Below are 20,065 nucleotides of genomic sequence, written 5' to 3'. Positions count from 1 at the left end.
AAGCGGGCTGCTCTAAACTAGAGCAGCCCGCTTTCTTTTTGTCCAGGGGCTAGCAGACCTACCCGAGCGTGTGGTATACGGCCTGCACGTCGTCATCGTCCTCAAACTTCTCTATGAGGTTCATTACCTCTTCCAGCTGCTCGCCTTCCAGGTGCACAGTGGTGTTGGGTATGCGCTGGAGTTGAGCTGAAACGACGTTCAGGGCTTTTTCCTCCAAGGCTTTCTGCATCTGGCCGAAGTCGGTGAAGGCGGTTTCTACTACAATGTACTCCGTCACGTGGCCGTGCTCGTCTTCCTCCTGATCGGCATACACGTCTTCGGCGCCGGCATCAATTAGCTCCAGCTCCAGCTCATCGAGCTCAAGGCCTTCGGCGGCCAGCTTAAACACACCTTTGCGGGTGAAAGTGTAGTCAGAGGAGCCTGCGGTACCCAGGGCGCCGTTGCCGCGGTTGAAATACATGCGCACGTTGGCTACCGTGCGGGTGGGGTTGTCGGTAGCGGTTTCAATTACAACGGCCACACCGTGAGGTGCATAGCCTTCGTACACCACTTCCTGATAATCCTTTTCCTCGCGGGAGCTGGCGCGCTTAATGGCGGCTTCCACGCGGTCCTTGGGCATGTTCACGCCCTTGGCGTTCTGCATGGCCGTGCGCAGACGGGAGTTGGTATCGGGGTTGGAGCCGGATTCTTTCACGGCCATCACGATTTCCCGGCCGATGCGGGTAAAGTCTTTGGACATCCGGTCCCAGCGCTTCATTTTGCGGCCTTTGCGGAATTCAAACGCGCGTCCCATCTATCTGTGAATTTGTGGAGTTGTGAAATAATGACTACCTAGCCAGCACGGGTGAAGCCGGAAGGGGCTGCAAGTTAGCAGAAAGCCCGGCGGGGCGCAATGAGGCCGCCATATTGGTATGCGGGGCACCCGGTAAGTAGCTGCACTGCTCTCAGCGAACCTGAGGAAACAGCCCTATGCCTCGTCCGATTAGCCAGTCGAGCAGGCGCGCGGGCACCAGCCTAGGCACAATCAAGGCCCGAACTATGTCAGCAGCAATAGTGTAGCGCAGGCGCGGTCGCGGCGTTTCCAGAATCCTGACGAGGCGCCCGGCTACGTATTCGGGCGTAAGGCCGTGGGCCCGTGTGCGGTTAATAAGCTGCACGAAGCGTTGGGCTGCCCCAAAATATGGGGTGTTATGATACGGCTCCAGGTCAATGCCCTTATCCCAGATGGGCGTTTGGGTTACGCCCAGTCCAATCAAAATCATGGGGATGCCAAACAGCTGCAGTTCGCGGCGCCAAGAGGCATTCAGGCCTTCCAGCGCGTGTTTCGTGCCCACATATGCCCCCATAAAGGGAGCGGCTACCTGCCCACTCACCGAGCCAATGTTGATGACGCGCCCCGGCCGGCCCTGAAAGCCAGGACGGGCACCGAGCAGAGGCAGAAAGGCCTGCGTTACCTGAATCAGCCCCAGCACGTTTACCTCAAAATGCTGCCGCACCACGGCAATGGGTTGGTACAGCAAGGGACCACCAAACGCTACCCCGGCATTGTTGATAAGGCCTCGCAAAGGTTCTCCCTCCAGTTGGCGCTCAACTTCCTGCACAGCTTGGGCAATAGCCTCGGCATCAGTTACGTCGAAAAGCAGGGGCACGAAGGCCTCGCCCAGTTCCGTGCGCAAGCGGTCTGCATCGGCAGCAGTCCGGACGCTGCCAAAAACGCGGTAGCCCCGCTCCAGAAAAGCCCGGGTGGCGGCAAGCCCCACGCCACTTGATACGCCTGTAATCAGCAGGGCTGGGAGGGTAGATTGCATAGAGTGCAAGCTAGCAGAATTTCACTACCCCCTGCCTGAGGCCCAACCGGTTACTGTTGGCGGAGCGTGTACAGGCTCTGATTGCCGGCCGGGTACCCCAGAATGGTAAGACTCAATAGGCCGTTTCGGAGCTGAAAAGTGCCTTCATCGGTGCGCGGCTGGCCCTTTTTATCAGTATAGGTAAAGCTGATGCGGTTACCGCTAAAGGTAAAGCGGCCGTCCTGGTCGAAGGGCATGGTGCCGCCGTTTACGGCCAAAGTAAGGCGTTTTTGGTAGGTGCCATCGGGGCGAAGCGTAAGCGTACCGCCGACGCCTTTAGCCGGCATGGGTGTGGGGCTGGTACCTTTATCGAGGATGGCGTACGTGAGGTAGGTATAGGTAGTAAAGAACGAAGGCGCCAGCCGGGGTACGGCGGTGGGCGTACGCTGAGCCAGGCTTGTGAAATTGCTCAGGCTCAGGGCTCCTAGTAAAAGCAAACGATACAACATACTGCAAGGTAGCTGGTAGGCGGCAGATGTAGTACAGCATGGCCAAGCCGCTGCGTATTTGGCCGTTCGGGCGGCTAGCGAAGCTCCGGTTTCCTCCTACATTTGGGGCATGCCCACCTTTCTTCGTGACCTTATTCGCCCCGCCGCCGAGCTGCCCCAGGCCGATGTGTGCCTAGTGGGGCTGCCCCTTGATTTTGGAACCGTACTGGAAGGCGGCCGCGCCGGTGCCGCCGGCGCCCCCGATGCCATCCGGCGGGAGCTCCGCCGCTACCACAAAACCTACAACCTAGAACACAATGTGAGCCTGGATACGCTGCGCATTGCCGATGCCGGCAACCTACTCCTGCGCCACTCCACCGACCACGAAGCCAACCACCAGACTATTCGGGCCGAGTTAACGCGCCTGCTGAACCAGTACCCCCGCGTGGTAGTACTAGGGGGGGCGCACGACGGAACCTACAGCACCGTGCGCGGTCTCCGCGACGCCACCGATGGCCAGCCCGTAGGCGGCATCAATCTCGATGCCCACGCCGACGTGAAAGACCGCCCCGGCATCATTAGCAGCGGTACTCCGTTCGGAAAGCTGCTGCGCGAAGAAGTGCTGAGTGGGGAGCGGTTCACGGAAATCGGGCTGCACTCCAACCTCAATACCAAGGAGGATATCGACTTCCTGCACCAGCAGCAGGCCACTATTGTGCCACTGGCCCACGTGCAGCAAGACGGCATGCCCGAGTATATGCGCCGGGCCCTGCGCCGCGCCACCAGTGCTGGCCCTGCCTTCGTGAGCTTTGATATAGATGGCTGCGCCGAAGCGTACGCGCCCGCCGTATCGGCCCCCAGTGCCGATGGCTTTACGCCCCGCCAGGCCGCAGAAGCGGCTTTTTTAGCTGGTAAGGAGCCGGAGGTGCTGTTGTTTGAAGTGGTAGAATTCAACCCCGTCTTCGACCGCGACAACCAAACCGCCCGCTTGGCCGCTACCATCATAACAGCGTATCTGACGGGCGTTGCTGCCGGCCTGAGCACGTAAACAGCATCCCTTTTAGGCATGCATCTTCTGTTGATTCCGCTAAGCCACTTTAGGTAAGCATGTACTGGTTTGCTGTAGCGTAGGGCCTAGTAATTCAGCGGTTCCGGAACGCGCCATACTTATCATAATTATACAGAACGTCATTCCGAGCGCAGTCGAGGAATCTCGCGTGCTGACGTTGTAATGGTAACTCAACGTCAGCACGCGAGATTCCTCGACTGCGCTCGGAATGACAGTTACTTTGGTAAGGTTAGCCAAGTAAGATGCTTCGGTCACTGGCTTGATGTGCCACTTGCTTAGTATGTCGGTTCTGTTTTTAGCATGACGTTCGGTTGCGCTCGGTAGAACATTCTTTCGTGACTTGTTGAACCGCGCTGCTGCTAACCCTAAGAAAGCCGTGAAGGTGCTGCCAACACAATTGCCGAGAGGCCTTGTCAAACAGAATACAGAGGCAAACAGAAACCGCCGCACCTCTCCAGCATAAAACGGGAAAGGTGCGGCGGTTGACTCTAGGCCTGAAGCAGACTTAGTATTCTTCTTCGTAGCGAATTACTTCCTCGGTCCGTTCGCGCTTGGGCAGGGGAGAAGTTTTCTGAGGGTAGTCGTTTTGCTTGTGCTTCTGGTAACGCTTCACGAGCAGCGCGGCTCCTACCAAAGCGCCTAAACCAGCGGCCGTAATGGCAAACTTGGTCCGGATAGGGTCGTAGGGAGCGGGCGGCAGGTAGGCTACGCCGTTTTCATCGAGGCGGGCAGGATCCTGCACGTAGCGTCCTTTGGCCGGAATCTTAAACTCATCGGCTAACTTCTGCAGGCCGGCAGCGGCTTGTGGGCCCTTAATAACGGGGCCGTGTCCGCAGCCAATAGCTTCAGGCTGAAGCGCGGCCAGCTTCTGCACCGACTCCTGCACCTGCTGCCAATTATAGTTGAACGGAGCGCCAGCAATGCTAATGCTGGGAATCTGAAGGAGCAGCTGGGGTACCGATTCGTGGTTGGCGGTTGCAAAGGCATCGGCCCCTAGTAAAGTGCGGTCACTTTCCCGGAACAGTGCAATCTGGCCCGGCGCGTGGCCCGGCACGTGCAGAATCTGCCAGTCGGGCAGGAAGGGTGGCTCGGTATCAGCCGTGGGCAGCGGCTGCACAAAGTCGCTGAACTGGAAGGACTGGGGCGGGAAAAACCGACTCACAAACGCCAAGGAACCGCCGCCAGCCACGGTTGGGTCGGCGGGTGGGTATACGGCGCGGGCCGTCAGGAAGGGCATTTCAAGGGGGTGAGCCAGCACCGGAACTTTCCAGTGCTCAGCCAGCGCCTGCACCGAGCCCGAGTGATCCATGTGGCCGTGCGTGAGGATGATGGCCTCAGGGTGCGTACCAGGATAGAAAATCTTGTCGGCGGCAGCAATTATATCCTTTTCGGAGCCGGGCAAACCGGTATCAACCAACACCCAGCCGCCGGCCGAGCCGGTTTCCACAAAGTATACGTTAACAAATCGTTGGATCGAGAGCTGGTGAACCCCAGCAGCAACCTTTTCCATAAGTTCAAGAGTAGGTGAAACGATACTACAGCAATACGGGCACCACAGCAATTAGGTAGTGGCCGCACTCCGGTATTACCCCAATTTGCCCGAATTCTACTGTTCAGCTATGGCCAATTACGCTAGAAGGAAAATGCAAAAAGACCCAACCGACGAATCGACTGGGGCTTTTTAAATCTGAATAGACTAGTACCTGGTTTACTAGGCCAGTGCTTCGCGCAAAGCCTGCAGCACGCTGGCTACTCCAGCTTCAGCGCCAACGGAGCCGAGGTGTACACGCAAGGTGCGGCGGTTGTAGTTGTGCAGGGCCTGCAGGTCGCCGGCAGCCTGGGCATTCTGGAAAGTGCCGAAGGTGTAGGGGCGGCCAGGGAGCGGCAAGTCCTGGGCGTGGTCGGTGGTGAGCTGCAGGAACAGACCAGCATCGGGGCCGCCTTTGTGGTACTGGCCCGTGGAGTGCAGGAAGCGGGGGCCGTAACCGGAGGCCGTAGCAATGTGCAGTTGCTGCTGTACTAGGCTGCGCAAGTCTTGCAACTCCTGGTTTAGCGCGGGCGTTTCCTGCAGGTAGGCCTGAATGCACAAGAAATTGCCGGGCTCCGACTGGTTAAAGAAGGCGCGCAGCACCTCGGTAGCCGAGCTGCCCGAAACGCTGGTATAGTAGGCAATGCCGTTTTCCTCCAGCACCGGCGCGGTGCCTTCGGGCAAGGCGCCTTTTTCCACTACCACCTTCATCAGCTGGTCGGTAGCGGTTTTTGCGGCCTGCACGTTGGGCTGGTCGAAGGGGTTGATTTCGAGCACGGCGCTAGCTACGGCCGTAGCTACTTCCCAGCGGAAAAACTCCTGGCCCAAATCCAGCGGGTCGTTCATCAGGATGGTAATGACGGGGTGGCCGGCAGCTTCCAGCGCCGCTACCTTGCTGCGGTTGGCCTCATCGAGCTGGTTAGTGTAGCCGATGTACACAAACACGCGGTCGGAGCCATACACCTCAGGGCCGTTGAGCGGGTCGCCGGCCAGGGGCAGAATGCCTTTGTTTTCTTTGCCAGTGCTTTCGGCAATCAGCTGCTCCAGCCACAAACCCAGGTCGGTGAGGTTATCAGGCACTACCAGCGTGAGCTTGTCGCGGCCTTGCTGGGCCAGTACGCCTAGGGCCACCCCGAGCTCCAAGCCGGGGTTGTGCTCTACCTCGCCATCGGCGCCGCAGGCACGCATCATGTTAATAGAGCGCTCCAGCAGGGTTTTGATATCGATACCATAGAGGGCGGCGGGAACCAGCCCGAAGTAGGAGAGGGCCGAAAAGCGGCCGCCTACCTCAGCAAAGTTCAGGAAGATGCGGCGGTAGCCTTCGGCCGTGGCCTGGGTCACGAACTTGGAGCCGGGGTCCGTGATAGCCACGAAGTTCTCACCGGCTTTGTCGCCCTTCAGCTCTTTCAGGCGAGCATAGAAATAATCGCCGAAGGCCAGAGGCTCGGCCGTGGTGCCCGATTTGCTGGCTACCACAAATAGCGTTTCGGCCAGCGGCACAGCCTCCTCTATCTCGCGCACCGAGCCAGGGTTGGTGGTATCCAACACCGAGAGAGGTAGTCCGTTGGCACCTTTCTCAAACGCCTGCTTAAACACAATCGGGGTCATGGTGCTGCCGCCCATTCCCATCACTACCACGTGCTTGAAGCCAGCGGCCTTTACTTCCTGGGCGAACTCCTCGATTTCAGAAACGCGGGGCAGCATGGTTTCGGCCACCCGGAGCCAGCCCATAAAGCTGCGCAGGCTCTGCTGGGCTTCGGCGTCCTGCACCCACAGGTCGGCTTGCTTTTGCCAGAATCCGGCGGTGAAGTTGCGGGCGTTAAACTCCTGCAGTTTAGCGGTGATATCGGCCTGGTACGAGCCCAGTTGCAGGGTCATGGCGGGGATGTTCAAAGTAGGTTGGCTCATGCGGGTATAGTTCGCGAGGTGTCAGTAGAAATGCAGTTTTCAGGGGGGCAACTTACATACGGCCCCGCCGAAAAGAAAACGGCACAGCAGCCAACAGCCAAAGCTGCGCTGCCGGGCAAAGGTAGAAAAGTAGCCAAAATTGCCTCATTTTAGATGTAAATGCTGTTTTGGATTAGGTAGTGGGCGTTGGCAAGAGCAGCAGTACTAGGCTCCTGGAAAGGGCAAAGTAGTTAGGCCGCCGCGCGATAAAAGGACATCTTAAGTTCTGGCGAAGGATATTTGCAGCTGATGACGAACCTTGCCGAACCTCTAGCCCCTGTAAACCGCTACCCCTCAGCACCCACCGGAATTCGCTTGTTGCGCCTGAAGCTGCGGGTGCAGGCGGCGGTATCCACAGAGTGGGCATTTGGGGCGGCCTGGAAGCTGTTTACGACGCCGCGCCGCCTGCCCGAAAAAAAATGGGAGGCCGAGGCGCTTGCTGATGCCCGTCAGTTTTGGGTGCCCACCAAGCGGGGCAATATAGCGGCCTACGAGTGGAACTCAGCTGGCACCCGCACGGTGCTGCTGGTGCACGGCTGGGAGCACCGGGCTAGCTTTTGGGGCTTTATGGCGCGCGGGCTGGTTGCGAGCGGCTTTCGGGTGGTAGCCCTGGATGGGCCAGCCCACGGCGCTTCCTATGGCTCGCGTACTACCCTGCCTTCCTTTGCGTATGCCGTAGAAGCTGTGGCCGATACTTTAGGCGAAGTGTATGGGGTAGTAGCGCATTCGCTGGGCGGGGCCGCTACGGCGGGTATTCCGGTTCGGTTCAACAAAGCTACCTCCGGGCGCCTGGAGCGGCTGGTGCTGCTGAGTGTGCCGGCCAGCACTACCGCGGTAGCCCAACGCTTTGCCCAGCTATTGCAGCTGCCAGCGGCCGTGGTGCGCCGCATGAACCGCTACGTGCAGGAGCAAAACGGCCGCGACGCCGAGAGCTTCAGCCTTGTGCAAACTGGCCGCAACTTCCCCGCCGACCGCGCCCTGCTCATTCATGACACCGACGACGAGAGCATCCCGTTTACGGAAGCGCAGGAGCTAGCCGCCAGCTGGCCCGGGCTCGACTTTCGTGCTACCTCCGGCCACGGCCACAACCGCATCATGCGCGACCCGGATATAATTAAGCAGGTAACCGATTTTTTAGCCTAATTAGCAGCACCACTCCCTCACACAAGCTGCCTGCATGACCAACCCTGAATACGATGCCGTGGTAGTAGGCTCCGGACCAAATGGGCTAGCCGCAGCCATTGTCTTGCGGCAGGCGGGGTTATCGGTGCTGTTGCTGGAGGGTAAGGATACGCTGGGCGGAGGGCTGCGCACGGCCGAGCTCACGTTGCCCGGCTTTCACCACGACATCTGTTCGGCCATTCATCCGCTGGCCGCCGCCTCGCCTTTTTTCCAGACGCTGCCCTTAGCCCAGTATGGCCTGGAGTACCTCACGCCCCTAGTAGCCGCCGCGCATCCCTTCGATGATGGCACTGCCGCGGCAGTTTCTATGTCGCTGCCCGATACGGCGCGGCGGCTTGGAATGGATGCGCGTGCGTACGAGCAGTTGCTGGCGCCCCTCGTGGCACAGTGGCCCAGCATTGCGAACGACGTGCTGGCGCCGCTACAGTTTCCGAAGCATCCGCTACATATGGCCCGGTTTGGCTTGCCCGCCTTGCTGCCTGCCACAGTGCTTACCCGCCACTTCCAGACGAAGGAGGCGCGCGGATTGTTTGCCGGCATGGCGGCCCACGCCATCCAGCCGCTTTCCAACCTCACGACTTCCGCCATTGGGCTAGTGCTCCTGATTGCCGCCCACCGCCAGGGTTGGCCACTACCCAAAGGTGGCTCGCAGCGCATTGCTGATGCGCTGGTGGCTCACTTTACGGCTCTGGGCGGCCACATTGAAACCGGCACCTTTATTACTTCCCTGAGCCAGCTGCCCAAAGCGCGCGCCGTGCTCCTGGACGTGACACCGGCCCAGCTGCTGCAGATTGCCGGGCATAGCCTTTCTACCATCTATCAGTGGCAGTTGCGGCGCTACCGCTACGGCATGGGCGTGTATAAAATTGATTGGGCCCTGGATGGCCCAATTCCGTTTACGGCGCCTGAATGCCGGCAAGCGGGCACGGTGCATCTAGGCAATACGCTGGAAGAAATTGCGGCCAGCGAAAAAGCTGCTGCGCAGGGCCAGCACCCAGAAAAGCCATTTGTACTGCTGGCCCAGCAAAGCCTCCTAGATGCGAGCCGCGCCCCGGCGGGTAAGCATACCGCCTGGGCCTACTGCCACGTCCCGAATGGCTCCCGCCAGAACATGACGGCAGCCATTGAGCAGCAGGTAGAGCGTTTCGCCCCTGGTTTCCGAGACCGAATTATTGGCCGCCACACCTTCGATACGGCACAAATGCAGGCTCACAACCCCAATTACGTGGGCGGCGACATTAATGGAGGGCTGCTGGATATTACGCAGCTTTTCACGCGGCCGGCCCTGCGCGCTTCGCCTTATCGTACCTCCAAGCCGGGGCTGTACCTCTGTTCCTCGGCCACGCCACCCGGTGGCGGCGTACATGGTATGTGCGGCTATCACGCCGCCCGCCGCGCGTTGCGTGACGTGTTCGGGCTAGCAGCTTCGCCCTTGTACAAAGGTCGGTGATCAGGCAGAACCAGTTTGAGGCAACTTAGCACCTAGGCGCAAGCCCTGGCTAGGGTTGCTAGTGGTCTAAATCGTTTCGTGGCCCTCGGCGGCCAGGCCGCGCAGTACTTCGCGCAAGCCCTGAGGTTCCTGAATCAGTTGGTGCACGTGAGCCAGGTACTCGGCTTCGGCGCGCAGGTGGCGCTTCAGCTGGCGGATTTCCTGCTCCCGCTTTTTGCCGGTACTCCCGAAGAAGCCATTATCCCCGAATTTCAGCTCGTTCAGCTGTTTCTTCAGGTCGGTTTGTTGCTGCAGCAGGGCTAGCGTATAGCGGGTCAGCACGTCGTCATCGGCGGCGTTGGCCGGGCCCGATTCGGAGAGCAATTGCAGCAGCGTGTAGAGGTCGTTGGTTTCGTAGGCTTCCGTGATGCGCTGCATCAACATGGTTTTTTGCTGCTGGGTGGCCGTGTCGCGGACCAGATCGGGGTGGTGAATGCGGGCCAGCTGCCGGTACAGCGTTTTGGTGTTTGAGAGCAGCTGTTGCTCTTGGGCTTTGGCTTGCTCAGCGGCGCTGTCCTGGGCTTTTTGGGCTTTGCTTTTGCGGCGGGCTCGGGCCGCTGCGGCCGCTTGCTCGTGGGGTGGCAGGTTGGGGTCGATGTCGGGGCTAGGGCTGGGCGCGGCGGGCACTTCGGCATCATCATCTTCCTCTACGCGGCGGCGTGGCGCGTATTTGCGCAAAATATCGGCGGCGTCTTCGCCAAACCGGTTTTGCAAGGCCCGCGCATTCCCAACAATAACGTCCTGAATCTGGCGGTGCTCCAGGCGGCTGAAGAAGTCGAAAAGGAGCGCTTCCTCCAGCGGGCCGAACAACGCACGACGGGCCTCAACGACCATTGCGGCCGCCGGGCCTACCTGCTGCCAGTAGCGGCGGCGGGCTTCCGCTTGCTCGGCCTGTAGTTCCTGCAGCCGCTGCCGTAAGCCTTCAACCTGCTCTACCGCCGCCCGAAAGGCTTGCTGGGCCGGACTGCCAGGCGCGGGGGCGGCGGCCGGAACGGGGAGGGAGTTAGCGGCAGGTAGGTCAGTGAAGGGGTTGTGCAAATCCATGCGGCAAAGGTACGAGCCTGGCGCGGTGCCTGCTGCTAGGGGGCCGTTAGCCATACAGCTCATACGCCACCCGAAATGTATTGCAGTGAGCATCTACGATGTCGCGGAGCTGCTCGGAGTAGCCGCCGCCCATGCTCACGGCTACGGGTAGGCTTTGCTGGCGGCAGAGGCCTAGTACGTAGGCATCGCGCGATTGGCAGCCGGCTTGTGTTAGGGCCAGTTTGCCCAGCTTGTCGGTTGCCAGCACATCTACACCGGCCTGAAAAAAGACAAAATCAGGCTTTACCTGCTCCAGCAGCCTAGGCAGCGTTTCCTGCAAAATACCCAGATGCGTTGCATCATCGGTGCCGAGGTCCAGCGCCACATCCAGGTCCGACTGTTCTTTGCGCAAGGGGTAATTGGCGCCCGCGTGCATGGAAAAGGTGAACACACGTGGCTCGGCCTGGAAAATGCTGGCGGTTCCATCACCTTGGTGCACGTCCAGGTCTACTACCAGCACTTGGCGGGCCAAGCTGTGGTGGAGCAAGTGGGCCGCCGCAATGGCAATGTCGTTGAGCACGCAAAACCCCTCGCCCCGGTCTCGGAAAGCATGGTGCGTGCCGCCCGCTAAGCTCAGGCCAATGCCATCCTGCAGCGCCCGCCTTGCCGATTCCAGCGTGCCGGCCGAGCTGCTCAGGGAACGGCGCACTAGCTCGGTACTTTGCGGCAACCCCAGTCGGCGCACCTCTGCTGCAGACAGTTGCAAGTCGCGCACCCGGTGCCAATACTCCACTGAATGCACTCGCAGAATATCGTCTTCGGGACAGAGGCCGGGGTCGTAAAAATCCTCGATGGGGGCAATGCCCTGCCACAAGAGCTGTTCCCGAATCAGGGCGTATTTAGCAATGGGGAAGCGGTGGCCGGCGGGCAGCTGAATACTATAACGGTCGGAAGTAGCGAGGCAGGGCATGCAGAAGAAAGCACAGAAACAGATAAGATGAGCCGGGGTTCTTCAACTTTTTTTCACCCAAAACGCATTTTTTTCTCAAACGGAAACAGCCGATGAAAAGAGGAGAGTCGTCTGGATTAACCGGCAATTGGTAGAGGTAAGGCGAGGGGAGCAGCCCGCCTGAAATACGTTTGTAGGACCGGGAGGGCCTTTTCGGCTGCAACCTGCTGCGGGTGCTTGGTGCTCTACCCCGCAAACAACAACTACCATACGTATGAACTATCCCCGTGTCCTGCTCTGGCTGCTGCTGGCGCTCACTTGGAATCTAACCTCTTGCTCCTCCGATGATGAGGATCCCACCCATGAAGTGCTGGGCACCTGGACCAGCCGCTCGCAGTTTGAGGGGCTAGCCCGCAACTCGGCCGTTAGCTTCACCCTTGATGGCAAGGCCTACGTGGGCCTGGGCACCGATGGCGTGGAGAAGTTCCAGGACTTTTGGGAGTACACTCCGGCCACCAACACCTGGCGCCAGATTGCTGATTTTCCGGGGGTAGCGCGGTTTCAGGCGGTGGCTTTTACGGCCGGCGGCAAGGCCTACGTGGGCACTGGCACCGATGGCGTGAATAAGCTCAAAGACTTTTGGGAATATAACCCCGCTACCAACAAATGGACGCAAAAGGCTGACTTTGCCGGCTCAGCCCGCTACGGCGCCGTGGCGCTCACCATTCAGGAGAAAGGCTACGTGGGTACTGGCTACGATGGCAACTTCAAAAAGGACTTCTGGCAGTACGACCCCGCCACCGACCAATGGATGCAAAAGCCCAGCTTTGGAGGAAACAAACGCATTGGGGCCGTGGCTTTCACGCTCTCGGACAAGGGCTACATCCTGACGGGCTCCGATAATGGCCTGACCTTGTCGGATGTGTGGTCGTATAGCCCCGCCACGGAACAATGGACGGAGCATCGCACCCTCACGGCCAACACCGACGAGGACTACGACTACAGCAACGTGCCCCGCACCAACGCCGTGAGCTTTGTCATCCATAACCTGGGTTACGTGGCCTTGGGCAACAGCGGCGGCTACCTGACCTCGTGCTGGGTGTATGACCCAACGGCGGATACCTGGGCCCTGAAAACAGGCTTTAGCGGCTCGGCGCGTATGCAGTCGGTGGGCTTTGGGCTGGGCAGCAAAGGCTATGTGGGCCTAGGCACCACCGGCAGCACCCGCCTCGATGACTTTTGGGAGCTAGACCCCACTACCACCGATGAGTAACGGACGCCAGAGAACGGGGCGGTGGCTCTCTTGGGTCGCCGCCCGCCTGCTCGCACTGCTGCTGTTACCCGGCTTGCTGAGTAGCTGCGAAACCACTTCTGACCTAGGCGCTGAATTTTCAGTAGACCCCGTTTCGGGCACGGTCTACGTGGATACGTTCACGGTCCGGACATCCACGGTGCTCATCGATTCGGTGGAGACTTCCTCCAGCAACTACCTGCTGGTGGGCCAGTACACCGATGCGCGACTAGGCACCATTACGGCCCGAAGCTATGTGCGGCTGGGGCTAGGTAGCGGTGCTTTCATGCCCGATGTAATGGCGCAGTACGACTCACTAACCCTAACGCTTCCCACCGATACGTACCGCTACGGCGATACTACCCACCTGCAGCATGTGCAGGTACATCAACTTAAGGATGCCATCCGACCGGCTCAAAAATATTACAGCATCAGCGCGCTGCCTTATAATGCTACGCCGCTGGGTACGCACTCGTTTTTACCGAAATCGGGGCTTGGCTCCTTACGGTTGCGGCTCTCCGATGCCCTAGGGCAACAACTGTTGCAAGCCGGAATCCGAAGGCAGATTTCTAGCGATGCTGAGCTGGAAGCCTTGTTGCCGGGGCTGGTGCTGGCCCCTGCCTCAGCTGATAATGCTGCTTTGGTGCGCTTTCTGGCTACCTCCACTGACTTGGTGTTGCAACTGCACTGCCATCTTCCGGCAGCGCCCACAGAAGCCGTGAGTTATAGCTTCACGGCCCTGAGCGGTGAGCGACATTTCTACCAGTTGCAGGCTGACCGCCGCAGTACGTTGCTGAGCACGCTTTCGGCTTCCCGCCAAAGCATACCTAGTACCCTAACGGCCGCGGAAACCTACGTGCAAGGCGGGCTGGGGCTGCAAACCAAGGTTGAAATTCCGTACCTGCTCAACCTTAATATGCTGGGCCGTACCTGGGTAATTAATGGTGCAACCCTCACGCTGGAAACGGTAAACGGCAGCGAAAACCACCTGCTACCTGCGCCCAGCACCTTAACTGCCCAAACCACCAACCGAGCCAACCAGCCCGGCACGTACTTGGCTGAGCCAGATGGCACGCAGTTACTAGGGTCCTATTCAGTCGGAACCTCGCCGCGCACCAATCTGGAGCAGGGCAGCTATACCTTCGCGCTGCAGCCGTACCTCGAGGCCTTATTGAAGCGAGAAGTAGCCAACGAAGGCATTCTGCTAGCCCCCAACTCCCTCGACACGCCTGAGCGCGTGGTGCTCGGCGGCTCTGGCCATGCCACCAATCCTATTCGCCTGGGGCTCTACCTAACGCGAGTACAGTAGCAAGCACACACACAACTTCCGCCGACAGAGGAAAAGCAGGTACCTGTAAGCCTACTTTTCCTCTGTCGGCGGAAGTACTTGGTGGGTTGAGCCTCAGCGAGGGGCTAGTGCATGTTGCGTTCCTCAATCAGCTTATGAAACGCATCGGCATACGAGTCGCCAATGGGAATAATGGTTTCGCCCATGTAGATGCGGTTTTTGCGGATGGAGTCGATGTGGGCCAGCGCTACAATATAGGAGCGGTGCACGCGCACAAAATCCTGCGACGGTAAGCGGTCCTCGAATGCCTTCAGGGAATTGAGCGTGAGAATGGGCTTGCCGCCGGCGTATATTTTGATATAGTCTTTTAAACCTTCCAGATAGCGAATGTCGCGCAGATTCAGGCGCTGCGTGTGATAGTCGGCCTTCACGAAGATGTAGTCTTCGGCTGGTGGAGCCGGAGCCGGCGGAGCGGGCAGGCTGGCCGCCGGTTCGGCAGGTTTGGGGGCTAGTCGGTCTTGGGCCTTCTGGGCTGCCTTCACAAACCGCTCAAACGCAATGGGCTTTACGAGGTAGTCAACGGCATTCAGGTTAAAGCCTTCCAGCGCATATGACTCATAGGCCGTTGTGAAAATAACCAGGGCCTGGGGCTGCATACTGCGCACAAACTCTACCCCCGTCAGGTCAGGCATCTGGATGTCCAGAAACAACACATCTACGGGTTCTTGCTGCAGCACCGTCATGGCTTCTAGGGCGCTGCGGCAGGTGCCTGCCAGCTCCAAAAAGGGCACACGCTCCACATAACTGGTTAGCAGGCGCAGAGCCAACGGTTCATCATCAACTAGCAGGCACCGGAGCATAGGCCAAGGTTAAGATCAGTTCTACCATAAATTCACTGGAGGTTTGTGCAATGGTCAGGTGGTGGCGCCCGTCAGGGTACAGCAGGTTTAGGCGCTGGCGCACATTCGGCAACCCAATGCCCGAGTTTGGATCATGGGTGCCGGAAACCGGAAATAAAGAGTTCTGGACGGTAAACAAGAGCTGCTGATTTTGCACTGCCAAGTGTACGGCAATACGAGAGAAATGCTGGGAGCTGATGCCGTGCTTAAACGCATTTTCCACGAACGGAATCAGCAGCATGGGCTCAATCAGGTGGCCCTCCAGCGGGCCATCTATGGTTAGCTGAATATTCACTTGGTCGGGGTCGAGGCGCAGGCGCTGCAGGTCCATATAGTTGCGCAGGTAGTCTACCTCGCGCCCCAGCGGTACGCGCGCCGCCTCTGACTCATAGAGCATGTAGCGCATCAGGTGCGAGAGCTGCATAATGGCTTCGGGCGTGTCGTCGGATTTCAGGTGCGCTAGGGTGTAAATGTTGTTGAGGGTATTGAACAGAAAGTGCGGGCTAACCTGCGACTTCAGGAACGCCAGCTCAGCTGTAAGGTGCTTGTTCTCCAGTTCGCGCCGGGCCCTCTCCGTTTCAAACCATTCGCTGGTAATGCGCATGCCGCTGCTCACAATCCAGGCCAGCACCCCAATCAGCCACAGTCCCCGTGGCGGGCGAGAGAAATGCTCGCCCGAAGGAGGAGGCCCGGGCGGCGGCCCTAGGTGGTGGGGCCCCGTTGGGTGCAGCAGGCCGGTCATATGCAGCAGCATCGGCAAATACACCAGCCCGAGCAGGCCTAGCGCTACCAGGAAATACAACGCAAACCGCTTCCGGGCAAAAAGGCGCGGTATCAGGACGTAATAATTCAGGTAGAAGTACCCGGCCAGCGTGAGTGGCAACAGCAAGCTGCCCAACCGAAAGGGGGGAGGGTTGCTGGAAAGCAAGCGTGGCAGGGTGGCCACTGCTATCCAGGCGGTAACGTGCACAATCACATGGAGCACCTGCCGCCAGCGGGTTCGGGGCTGAGAAAGATTCATGAAATCGAAATGCTATGGGCCGCGCCCCGAAGAAAACGGGTTTGCGCTCCTGTGAGGCCTAGTAAAAAGGAAGTTGCTAGGAGCTTTTCCATCGGTCAGGAAACTAGTAGAAAGGAATAGGGTCCGTTGGCTCGTCGGCAGCCAGTACCCGTGCAAACTTAGTTCCTGCCTGCGGGAAGGTCCCTAAAACATCTGCCAACCGGCCCATTCCCTAGACGCGGCTCTCGGTTCGGGCTCGGTTTCTTGCCATAGCTACCCTAGTGCCTAGCAGTGGCAGCACCGCGGAACAGCCCTGCCGGAATGCACAAACCTTTCGGAGGTAAAGGCAGCTGCCTCCGGTAATGAAGTGGTTACTCACAAGCTCTACCTCAGGTTTGTGTAATGCCGGGAGAGCAGCACCTTGCCGAGCACATAACAGAATAATTTGTTTGGTATTTGTTGTGATTTTACCAACCTTACTAACCGATTCTCAGGTCGAAAACAAAAAACCGCATTTCCTGCTTAAAAACCCGGTTCACCATTCCCTGAGTAATTCATCACCTTTTTCACAACGCCTTTTTTTTTGAATCTGTACACAAACGATTGTGGAATTTTTACTACACACAAACGATTGTGTTAATCTCACCTTAATTCCCACACTATTCATGAAAAAGCCTGTACCCAGAATGCGCCGGCTAACTGTTCCGGCTCTGCTTTGCTGCCTTCCTCTGCAGCCTGCCTTGGCAGAAATTGCGGGGACGCCTGTAGCCGTTCGGGCCACTGAAGTAGCCCAGCCCGACGTTACCGTAACGGGCCGGGTAGTAGATGAAAAGGGCGCTGGTATTCCCGGCGTCAACGTCATTGTAAAAGGCACTACCACCGGCACCCAAACAGATGCCGACGGGCGTTACTCCCTGACGGCTCCTGATAATGCTACGCTGCTCTTCTCTTTTGTAGGCTACACGGCACAGGAAGTGCCCGTAAGCGGCCGTACTTCTGTAAACGTGTCGTTGGCCCCCGATAGCCGCGCCCTTTCAGAGGTAGTGGTAGTAGGTTACCTGACCGAAAACCGCCAGAACGTAAGTAGCGCCGTCAGCAGCCTCGATGTAAAGGAAGCCAATAAAGCTCCGGTAGCTACCGCTACACAGGCCCTGCAGGGCCGCCTGCCCGGCGTGCAAGTAACGGGTTCCGGCGGTCCTGGTGCTGCTCCTATCATCAACATCCGGGGCATTGGTACGCTCGGCAACGCCAGCAGCGCCCCGCTGTACGTGATTGACGGGTTGTGGACGGATAACATCCGTGACCTGAACCCGAACGATATTGAGAGCCTCTCTATCCTGAAAGACGCTTCCTCCACGGCCGTGTACGGCTCGCGGGGTGCCAACGGGGTAGTGCAGATTACCACCAAAAAAGGCCGTGCCGGTACGCCTTCTATCAGCTTCAACGGATACCGCGGCTTCGACCAGGTATACAAGCAGTATAACCTCACCAACGCCAGCGAGTGGGCTGACCGCGCAGTAGGTGCTTACGCCAACGCTGGCCTCGACCCTCTGAACAATGGTCAGAATAGCTTGCCGGGTGCCGTAAAAGGTCCGGGTGGAGCGTTCAACCCCAACGTGGATACCGACTGGCAGAAGGAGTTTTTCCAGACCGGCGTTATCGAAGACTATAACCTCTCGTTCTCGGGTGGCTCTACAGGCGAGAAAACCGCTACCAACTTCTTGGTTTCGGGTGAGTACTTCCACCAGGAAGGCATCGTGAAAGGTCCCGATTTCAAGCGCTACAGCCTGCGTCTGAACTCGGGCCTCACCCGGGGCCGGTTGAAGTTCCAGGAGAACGTGCAGTTCACGCACCTGAACTCGACCCTGCTCAACGGCGCGCCATTCATTGATGTGCTGATCATGATTCCGAGCATTCCAGTGTATGACCCCGCCAACAAAGGCGGGTTCGGGACTGGCTCGCCCATCCTGAACACGTTTGCTACCAACCCCATCGGGGCCCAGCAGCTGTTGCGCCGCACCCAGAACGATAACCGTCTGGCCGGTAACGTAAGCGCCGACTTCTCCATCTTCGATTTCCTGACCTACCGTCTGAACTTGGCCATGGACGGCCATACGTACAGCAATGCCGATGCTCAACAGGCCGGCATTCTGCGTCAGAACACGGAAATCAATACTTCTTCGCTGAACGAGTTCCTGGGTTACGACGTGTTTTTGCTGGCTGAAAACACACTGAACTTCAATAAAACTTTCGGCGACCACTCCATTAATGCGCTAGGCGGCTACTCTGAGCAAAGCTACAATCAGCATAATATTCAGGCAGGTGCTCAAGGGTTTACCTCCTCGCCTCAGTATTACTTTGAACTAAGCGCCGGTCCGGAAAAAGGTGTTATCGGTGGTTCCTCGTTCAAATACACGAAACGCTCCTTCTTCGCTCAGGCTACCTACGACTACAAAAACCGCTACCTGCTGTCGGTGAGCGGCCGTCGGGATGGTTCCTCGCGCTTTATTCCGGCTAACCGCTGGGGCAATTTCGGGGCCGCTTCCATCGGCTGGCGCATCAGCGAAGAGGACTTCTTTAAAGATGCTCTGCCGCAGGTTAGCAACCTGAAGCTGCGCGCCAGCTACGGTACCAACGGTAACGATGCCCTAGGCGGTATCTATGGCGGGGCCTACCTGCCGTACCCCATCGTGGGGCAAAACGTGAACTACGTTATCGGCACGGGCCAGACCATCGTGAACGGTGCTTCACAGTTGGCGCTGCCTAGCCCCGATATCAAGTGGGAAGACCGCTATACCCGTAACATCGGTCTGGATCTGGCATTGCTCGAAAACCGGTTTACGGTGTCTACCGACTACTACATTTCGCAGACCCGCAACGCCCTAGCTCCCGTGCAGGTGCTAACCTACCTGGGCCACTTCGGACAGGATCTGTTCCAGAATGCCGGCGACATTGAAAACCGTGGTTTTGAACTAGCCCTGGGCTACCACGAAAACCGCAACGCCTTCACCTACGGCGCCGACTTCACGCTGACCACCGTGAAGAACAAGATTACGGCCGTGCCCGTGGAAGGCCAGACCTTTGGCGGCGGAGAAGGGGTAACCCGCTCGCAGCTGGGTACTTCGCTGGGTGAGTTTTATCTGATTCCTTTCGACGGTATTTTCCAGTCGAATGATGAGGCCAAAAACTACAAGAGCTCTGATGGTACTGTTATTCAGCCCTACGCCTCGGCTGGTGATGTGCGCTACCGCGACGTAAATGACGACGGCCGGATCGACAACGCCGACCGCGTGTTTGCCGGCAAATCCATCCCGAACCTGGTGATGGGCCTGAACCTGACGGCGGCCTACAAAGGCTTCGACCTGTCGGTGTTCTTCAACTCCTCTAGCGGCAACAAAATCTACAACCAAGCGCGTCGTGACTTGGAGAGCTACAACGGCCCCAATAACTATAACGCCGACGTAACGCCCTGGACTGCTGCAAATCCTTCGTCTACTACGCCGCGCCTGTTGCAGGGCGGTGGCCTCGGCGACCTAGGACTGGCCGCCTCGTCCAACGCCATGTTCAACACCACGCGCTGGCTCGAAGACGGCTCCTACATCCGGTTGCGCAACATTCAGCTAGGGTACACTTTACCCAAAACCCTGACCAACCGCATGTCGGGCATGGGGGCTGTGCGCCTATATGTAACGGGACGCAATGTGTTTACCATCACGGATTACACGGGTTTCGATCCGGAAATCACGGGTACCGGTTTCTATAGCCGCGGCGTCGATGTAAGCTCTTACCCCAACGTGCGCAGCTTCACGGGCGGCCTGCAGGTAAACTTCTAGATCAGGACTGAGCGAAGGACTTCGGTAAGCCGCTCTAACTCAAAACGTCTTCTCTACTCTGACATGAAATCAAATAAGATAGCAACCCTGCTACTGGCAGGAAGCCTTCTGGTAGCTACCGGCTGCGAAAAGGACTTGCTCGATCAAGCCAACCCCAACGCTCCTACTACCGACCAGTTCTGGAAAACCCAGGACGATGCCATCAAGGGAGTGTACGCCTGCTACTCGGGTCTGCAGCAGTTTGCCTGCTACTACCGCAGCTGGCACTTTATGGCGCACCGCTCCGATGAGT

Annotated in this window: 15 protein-coding genes and 1 pseudogene; 7 read left to right on the top strand and 9 right to left on the bottom strand. The window is 58.4% G+C overall.

Annotation, left to right across the window (positions count from 1 at the left end; all coding sequences use genetic code 11):
* Positions 1 to 58: 58 nt before the first annotated feature.
* The 3 genes from ACYVGU_RS09090 to ACYVGU_RS09080 form a co-directional block, all read right to left on the bottom strand.
* Positions 59 to 793, bottom strand: coding sequence for a YebC/PmpR family DNA-binding transcriptional regulator (locus ACYVGU_RS09090; RefSeq protein WP_460614507.1), 735 nt, complete (start codon positions 791 to 793; stop codon positions 59 to 61).
* Positions 794 to 944: 151 nt separating this feature from the next.
* Positions 945 to 1,808, bottom strand: a complete 864-nt coding sequence (locus ACYVGU_RS09085) for a Rossmann-fold NAD(P)-binding domain-containing protein (protein ID WP_460621778.1) — start codon at positions 1,806 to 1,808, stop codon at positions 945 to 947.
* A gap of 50 nt (positions 1,809 to 1,858) precedes the next feature.
* Positions 1,859 to 2,296: a hypothetical protein gene (locus ACYVGU_RS09080; RefSeq protein ID WP_460621777.1), complete on the bottom strand. Its 438-nt coding sequence runs from the start codon at positions 2,294 to 2,296 to the stop codon at positions 1,859 to 1,861.
* A 109-nt stretch (positions 2,297 to 2,405) separates the two neighbouring features.
* On the opposite strand from ACYVGU_RS09080, the gene ACYVGU_RS09075 reads away from it, so the two are divergent.
* Positions 2,406 to 3,323, top strand: a complete 918-nt coding sequence (locus tag ACYVGU_RS09075; RefSeq protein ID WP_460621776.1) for an arginase family protein — start codon at positions 2,406 to 2,408, stop codon at positions 3,321 to 3,323.
* 526 nt (positions 3,324 to 3,849) lie between these two features.
* Here the strand turns inward: ACYVGU_RS09075 and ACYVGU_RS09070 are convergent.
* Entirely contained in the window at positions 3,850 to 4,854 is a 1,005-nt protein-coding gene (locus ACYVGU_RS09070; protein WP_460621775.1) for an MBL fold metallo-hydrolase, read from the bottom strand.
* A gap of 201 nt (positions 4,855 to 5,055) precedes the next feature.
* On the bottom strand, positions 5,056 to 6,780 hold the full coding sequence (locus tag ACYVGU_RS09065) for a hypothetical protein (RefSeq protein WP_460621774.1): 1,725 nt from the start codon (positions 6,778 to 6,780) through the stop codon (positions 5,056 to 5,058).
* A 288-nt stretch (positions 6,781 to 7,068) separates the two neighbouring features.
* Here ACYVGU_RS09065 and ACYVGU_RS09060 point away from each other — a divergent pair, with 288 nt between their 5' ends.
* Together ACYVGU_RS09060 and ACYVGU_RS09055 are read left to right on the top strand one after the other, a co-directional pair.
* Positions 7,069 to 7,962: an alpha/beta fold hydrolase gene (locus ACYVGU_RS09060; protein ID WP_460621773.1), complete on the top strand. Its 894-nt coding sequence runs from the start codon at positions 7,069 to 7,071 to the stop codon at positions 7,960 to 7,962.
* A gap of 34 nt (positions 7,963 to 7,996) precedes the next feature.
* Complete coding sequence (locus tag ACYVGU_RS09055) at positions 7,997 to 9,451, top strand: phytoene desaturase family protein (RefSeq protein ID WP_460621772.1); 1,455 nt, start codon at positions 7,997 to 7,999, stop codon at positions 9,449 to 9,451.
* Between the two features lie 66 nt (positions 9,452 to 9,517).
* Here the strand turns inward: ACYVGU_RS09055 and ACYVGU_RS09050 are convergent, their stop codons facing one another.
* The gene (locus tag ACYVGU_RS09050; protein ID WP_460621771.1) at positions 9,518 to 10,534 is read right to left on the bottom strand and encodes a J domain-containing protein; all 1,017 of its coding nucleotides are present in this window, start codon (positions 10,532 to 10,534) and stop codon (positions 9,518 to 9,520) included.
* Positions 10,535 to 10,580: 46 nt separating this feature from the next.
* Complete coding sequence (locus ACYVGU_RS09045; protein WP_460621770.1) at positions 10,581 to 11,483, bottom strand: histone deacetylase family protein; 903 nt, start codon at positions 11,481 to 11,483, stop codon at positions 10,581 to 10,583.
* Between the two features lie 253 nt (positions 11,484 to 11,736).
* Between ACYVGU_RS09045 and ACYVGU_RS09040 the strand changes: the two genes are divergently transcribed.
* Both ACYVGU_RS09040 and ACYVGU_RS09035 read left to right on the top strand, forming a co-directional pair.
* Positions 11,737 to 12,735 (top strand): Kelch repeat-containing protein, encoded by a 999-nt coding sequence (locus ACYVGU_RS09040; protein WP_460621769.1) that lies wholly within the window; start codon positions 11,737 to 11,739, stop codon positions 12,733 to 12,735.
* Positions 12,728 to 14,062: a DUF4270 family protein gene (locus ACYVGU_RS09035; protein WP_460621768.1), complete on the top strand. Its 1,335-nt coding sequence runs from the start codon at positions 12,728 to 12,730 to the stop codon at positions 14,060 to 14,062. The genes ACYVGU_RS09040 and ACYVGU_RS09035 overlap by 8 nt, the downstream gene beginning before the upstream one ends.
* A 104-nt stretch (positions 14,063 to 14,166) precedes the next feature.
* Here ACYVGU_RS09035 and ACYVGU_RS09030 read toward each other — a convergent pair whose 3' ends face one another.
* Together ACYVGU_RS09030 and ACYVGU_RS09025 are read right to left on the bottom strand one after the other, a co-directional pair.
* The gene (locus ACYVGU_RS09030) at positions 14,167 to 14,901 is read right to left on the bottom strand and encodes a LytR/AlgR family response regulator transcription factor (protein ID WP_460621767.1); all 735 of its coding nucleotides are present in this window, start codon (positions 14,899 to 14,901) and stop codon (positions 14,167 to 14,169) included.
* Positions 14,879 to 15,961, bottom strand: coding sequence for a sensor histidine kinase (locus ACYVGU_RS09025; protein ID WP_460621766.1), 1,083 nt, complete (start codon positions 15,959 to 15,961; stop codon positions 14,879 to 14,881). Before ACYVGU_RS09025 ends, ACYVGU_RS09030 begins: the two co-directional genes overlap by 23 nt.
* A 719-nt stretch (positions 15,962 to 16,680) precedes the next feature.
* On the opposite strand from ACYVGU_RS09025, the gene ACYVGU_RS09020 reads away from it, so the two are divergent.
* The gene (locus tag ACYVGU_RS09020; RefSeq protein ID WP_460621765.1) at positions 16,681 to 19,773 is read left to right on the top strand and encodes a SusC/RagA family TonB-linked outer membrane protein; all 3,093 of its coding nucleotides are present in this window, start codon (positions 16,681 to 16,683) and stop codon (positions 19,771 to 19,773) included.
* A 63-nt stretch (positions 19,774 to 19,836) separates the two neighbouring features.
* Positions 19,837 to 20,065: pseudogene (locus tag ACYVGU_RS09015) on the top strand (RagB/SusD family nutrient uptake outer membrane protein); the annotation flags it as partial.

The organism is Hymenobacter tenuis (genome assembly GCF_054780495.1).
The sequence above is the reverse complement of the archived record's forward strand: the minus strand, read 5'-3'. Positions and strand labels throughout refer to the sequence as shown.

Bases quoted from the DNA above. Each gene is read 5' to 3' on its own strand.
- ACYVGU_RS09090 (WP_460614507.1), bottom strand. From the start codon at position 793: ATGGGACGCGCGTTTGAATTCCGCAAAGGCCGCAAAATGAAGCGCTGG.
- ACYVGU_RS09085 (WP_460621778.1), bottom strand. From the start codon at position 1,808: ATGCAATCTACCCTCCCAGCCCTGCTGATTACAGGCGTATCAAGTGGC.
- ACYVGU_RS09080 (WP_460621777.1), bottom strand. From the start codon at position 2,296: ATGTTGTATCGTTTGCTTTTACTAGGAGCCCTGAGCCTGAGCAATTTC.
- ACYVGU_RS09075 (WP_460621776.1), top strand. From the start codon at position 2,406: ATGCCCACCTTTCTTCGTGACCTTATTCGCCCCGCCGCCGAGCTGCCC.
- ACYVGU_RS09070 (WP_460621775.1), bottom strand. From the start codon at position 4,854: ATGGAAAAGGTTGCTGCTGGGGTTCACCAGCTCTCGATCCAACGATTT.
- ACYVGU_RS09065 (WP_460621774.1), bottom strand. From the start codon at position 6,780: ATGAGCCAACCTACTTTGAACATCCCCGCCATGACCCTGCAACTGGGC.
- ACYVGU_RS09060 (WP_460621773.1), top strand. From the start codon at position 7,069: ATGACGAACCTTGCCGAACCTCTAGCCCCTGTAAACCGCTACCCCTCA.
- ACYVGU_RS09055 (WP_460621772.1), top strand. From the start codon at position 7,997: ATGACCAACCCTGAATACGATGCCGTGGTAGTAGGCTCCGGACCAAAT.
- ACYVGU_RS09050 (WP_460621771.1), bottom strand. From the start codon at position 10,534: ATGGATTTGCACAACCCCTTCACTGACCTACCTGCCGCTAACTCCCTC.
- ACYVGU_RS09045 (WP_460621770.1), bottom strand. From the start codon at position 11,483: ATGCCCTGCCTCGCTACTTCCGACCGTTATAGTATTCAGCTGCCCGCC.
- ACYVGU_RS09040 (WP_460621769.1), top strand. From the start codon at position 11,737: ATGAACTATCCCCGTGTCCTGCTCTGGCTGCTGCTGGCGCTCACTTGG.
- ACYVGU_RS09035 (WP_460621768.1), top strand. From the start codon at position 12,728: ATGAGTAACGGACGCCAGAGAACGGGGCGGTGGCTCTCTTGGGTCGCC.
- ACYVGU_RS09030 (WP_460621767.1), bottom strand. From the start codon at position 14,901: ATGCTCCGGTGCCTGCTAGTTGATGATGAACCGTTGGCTCTGCGCCTG.
- ACYVGU_RS09025 (WP_460621766.1), bottom strand. From the start codon at position 15,961: ATGAATCTTTCTCAGCCCCGAACCCGCTGGCGGCAGGTGCTCCATGTG.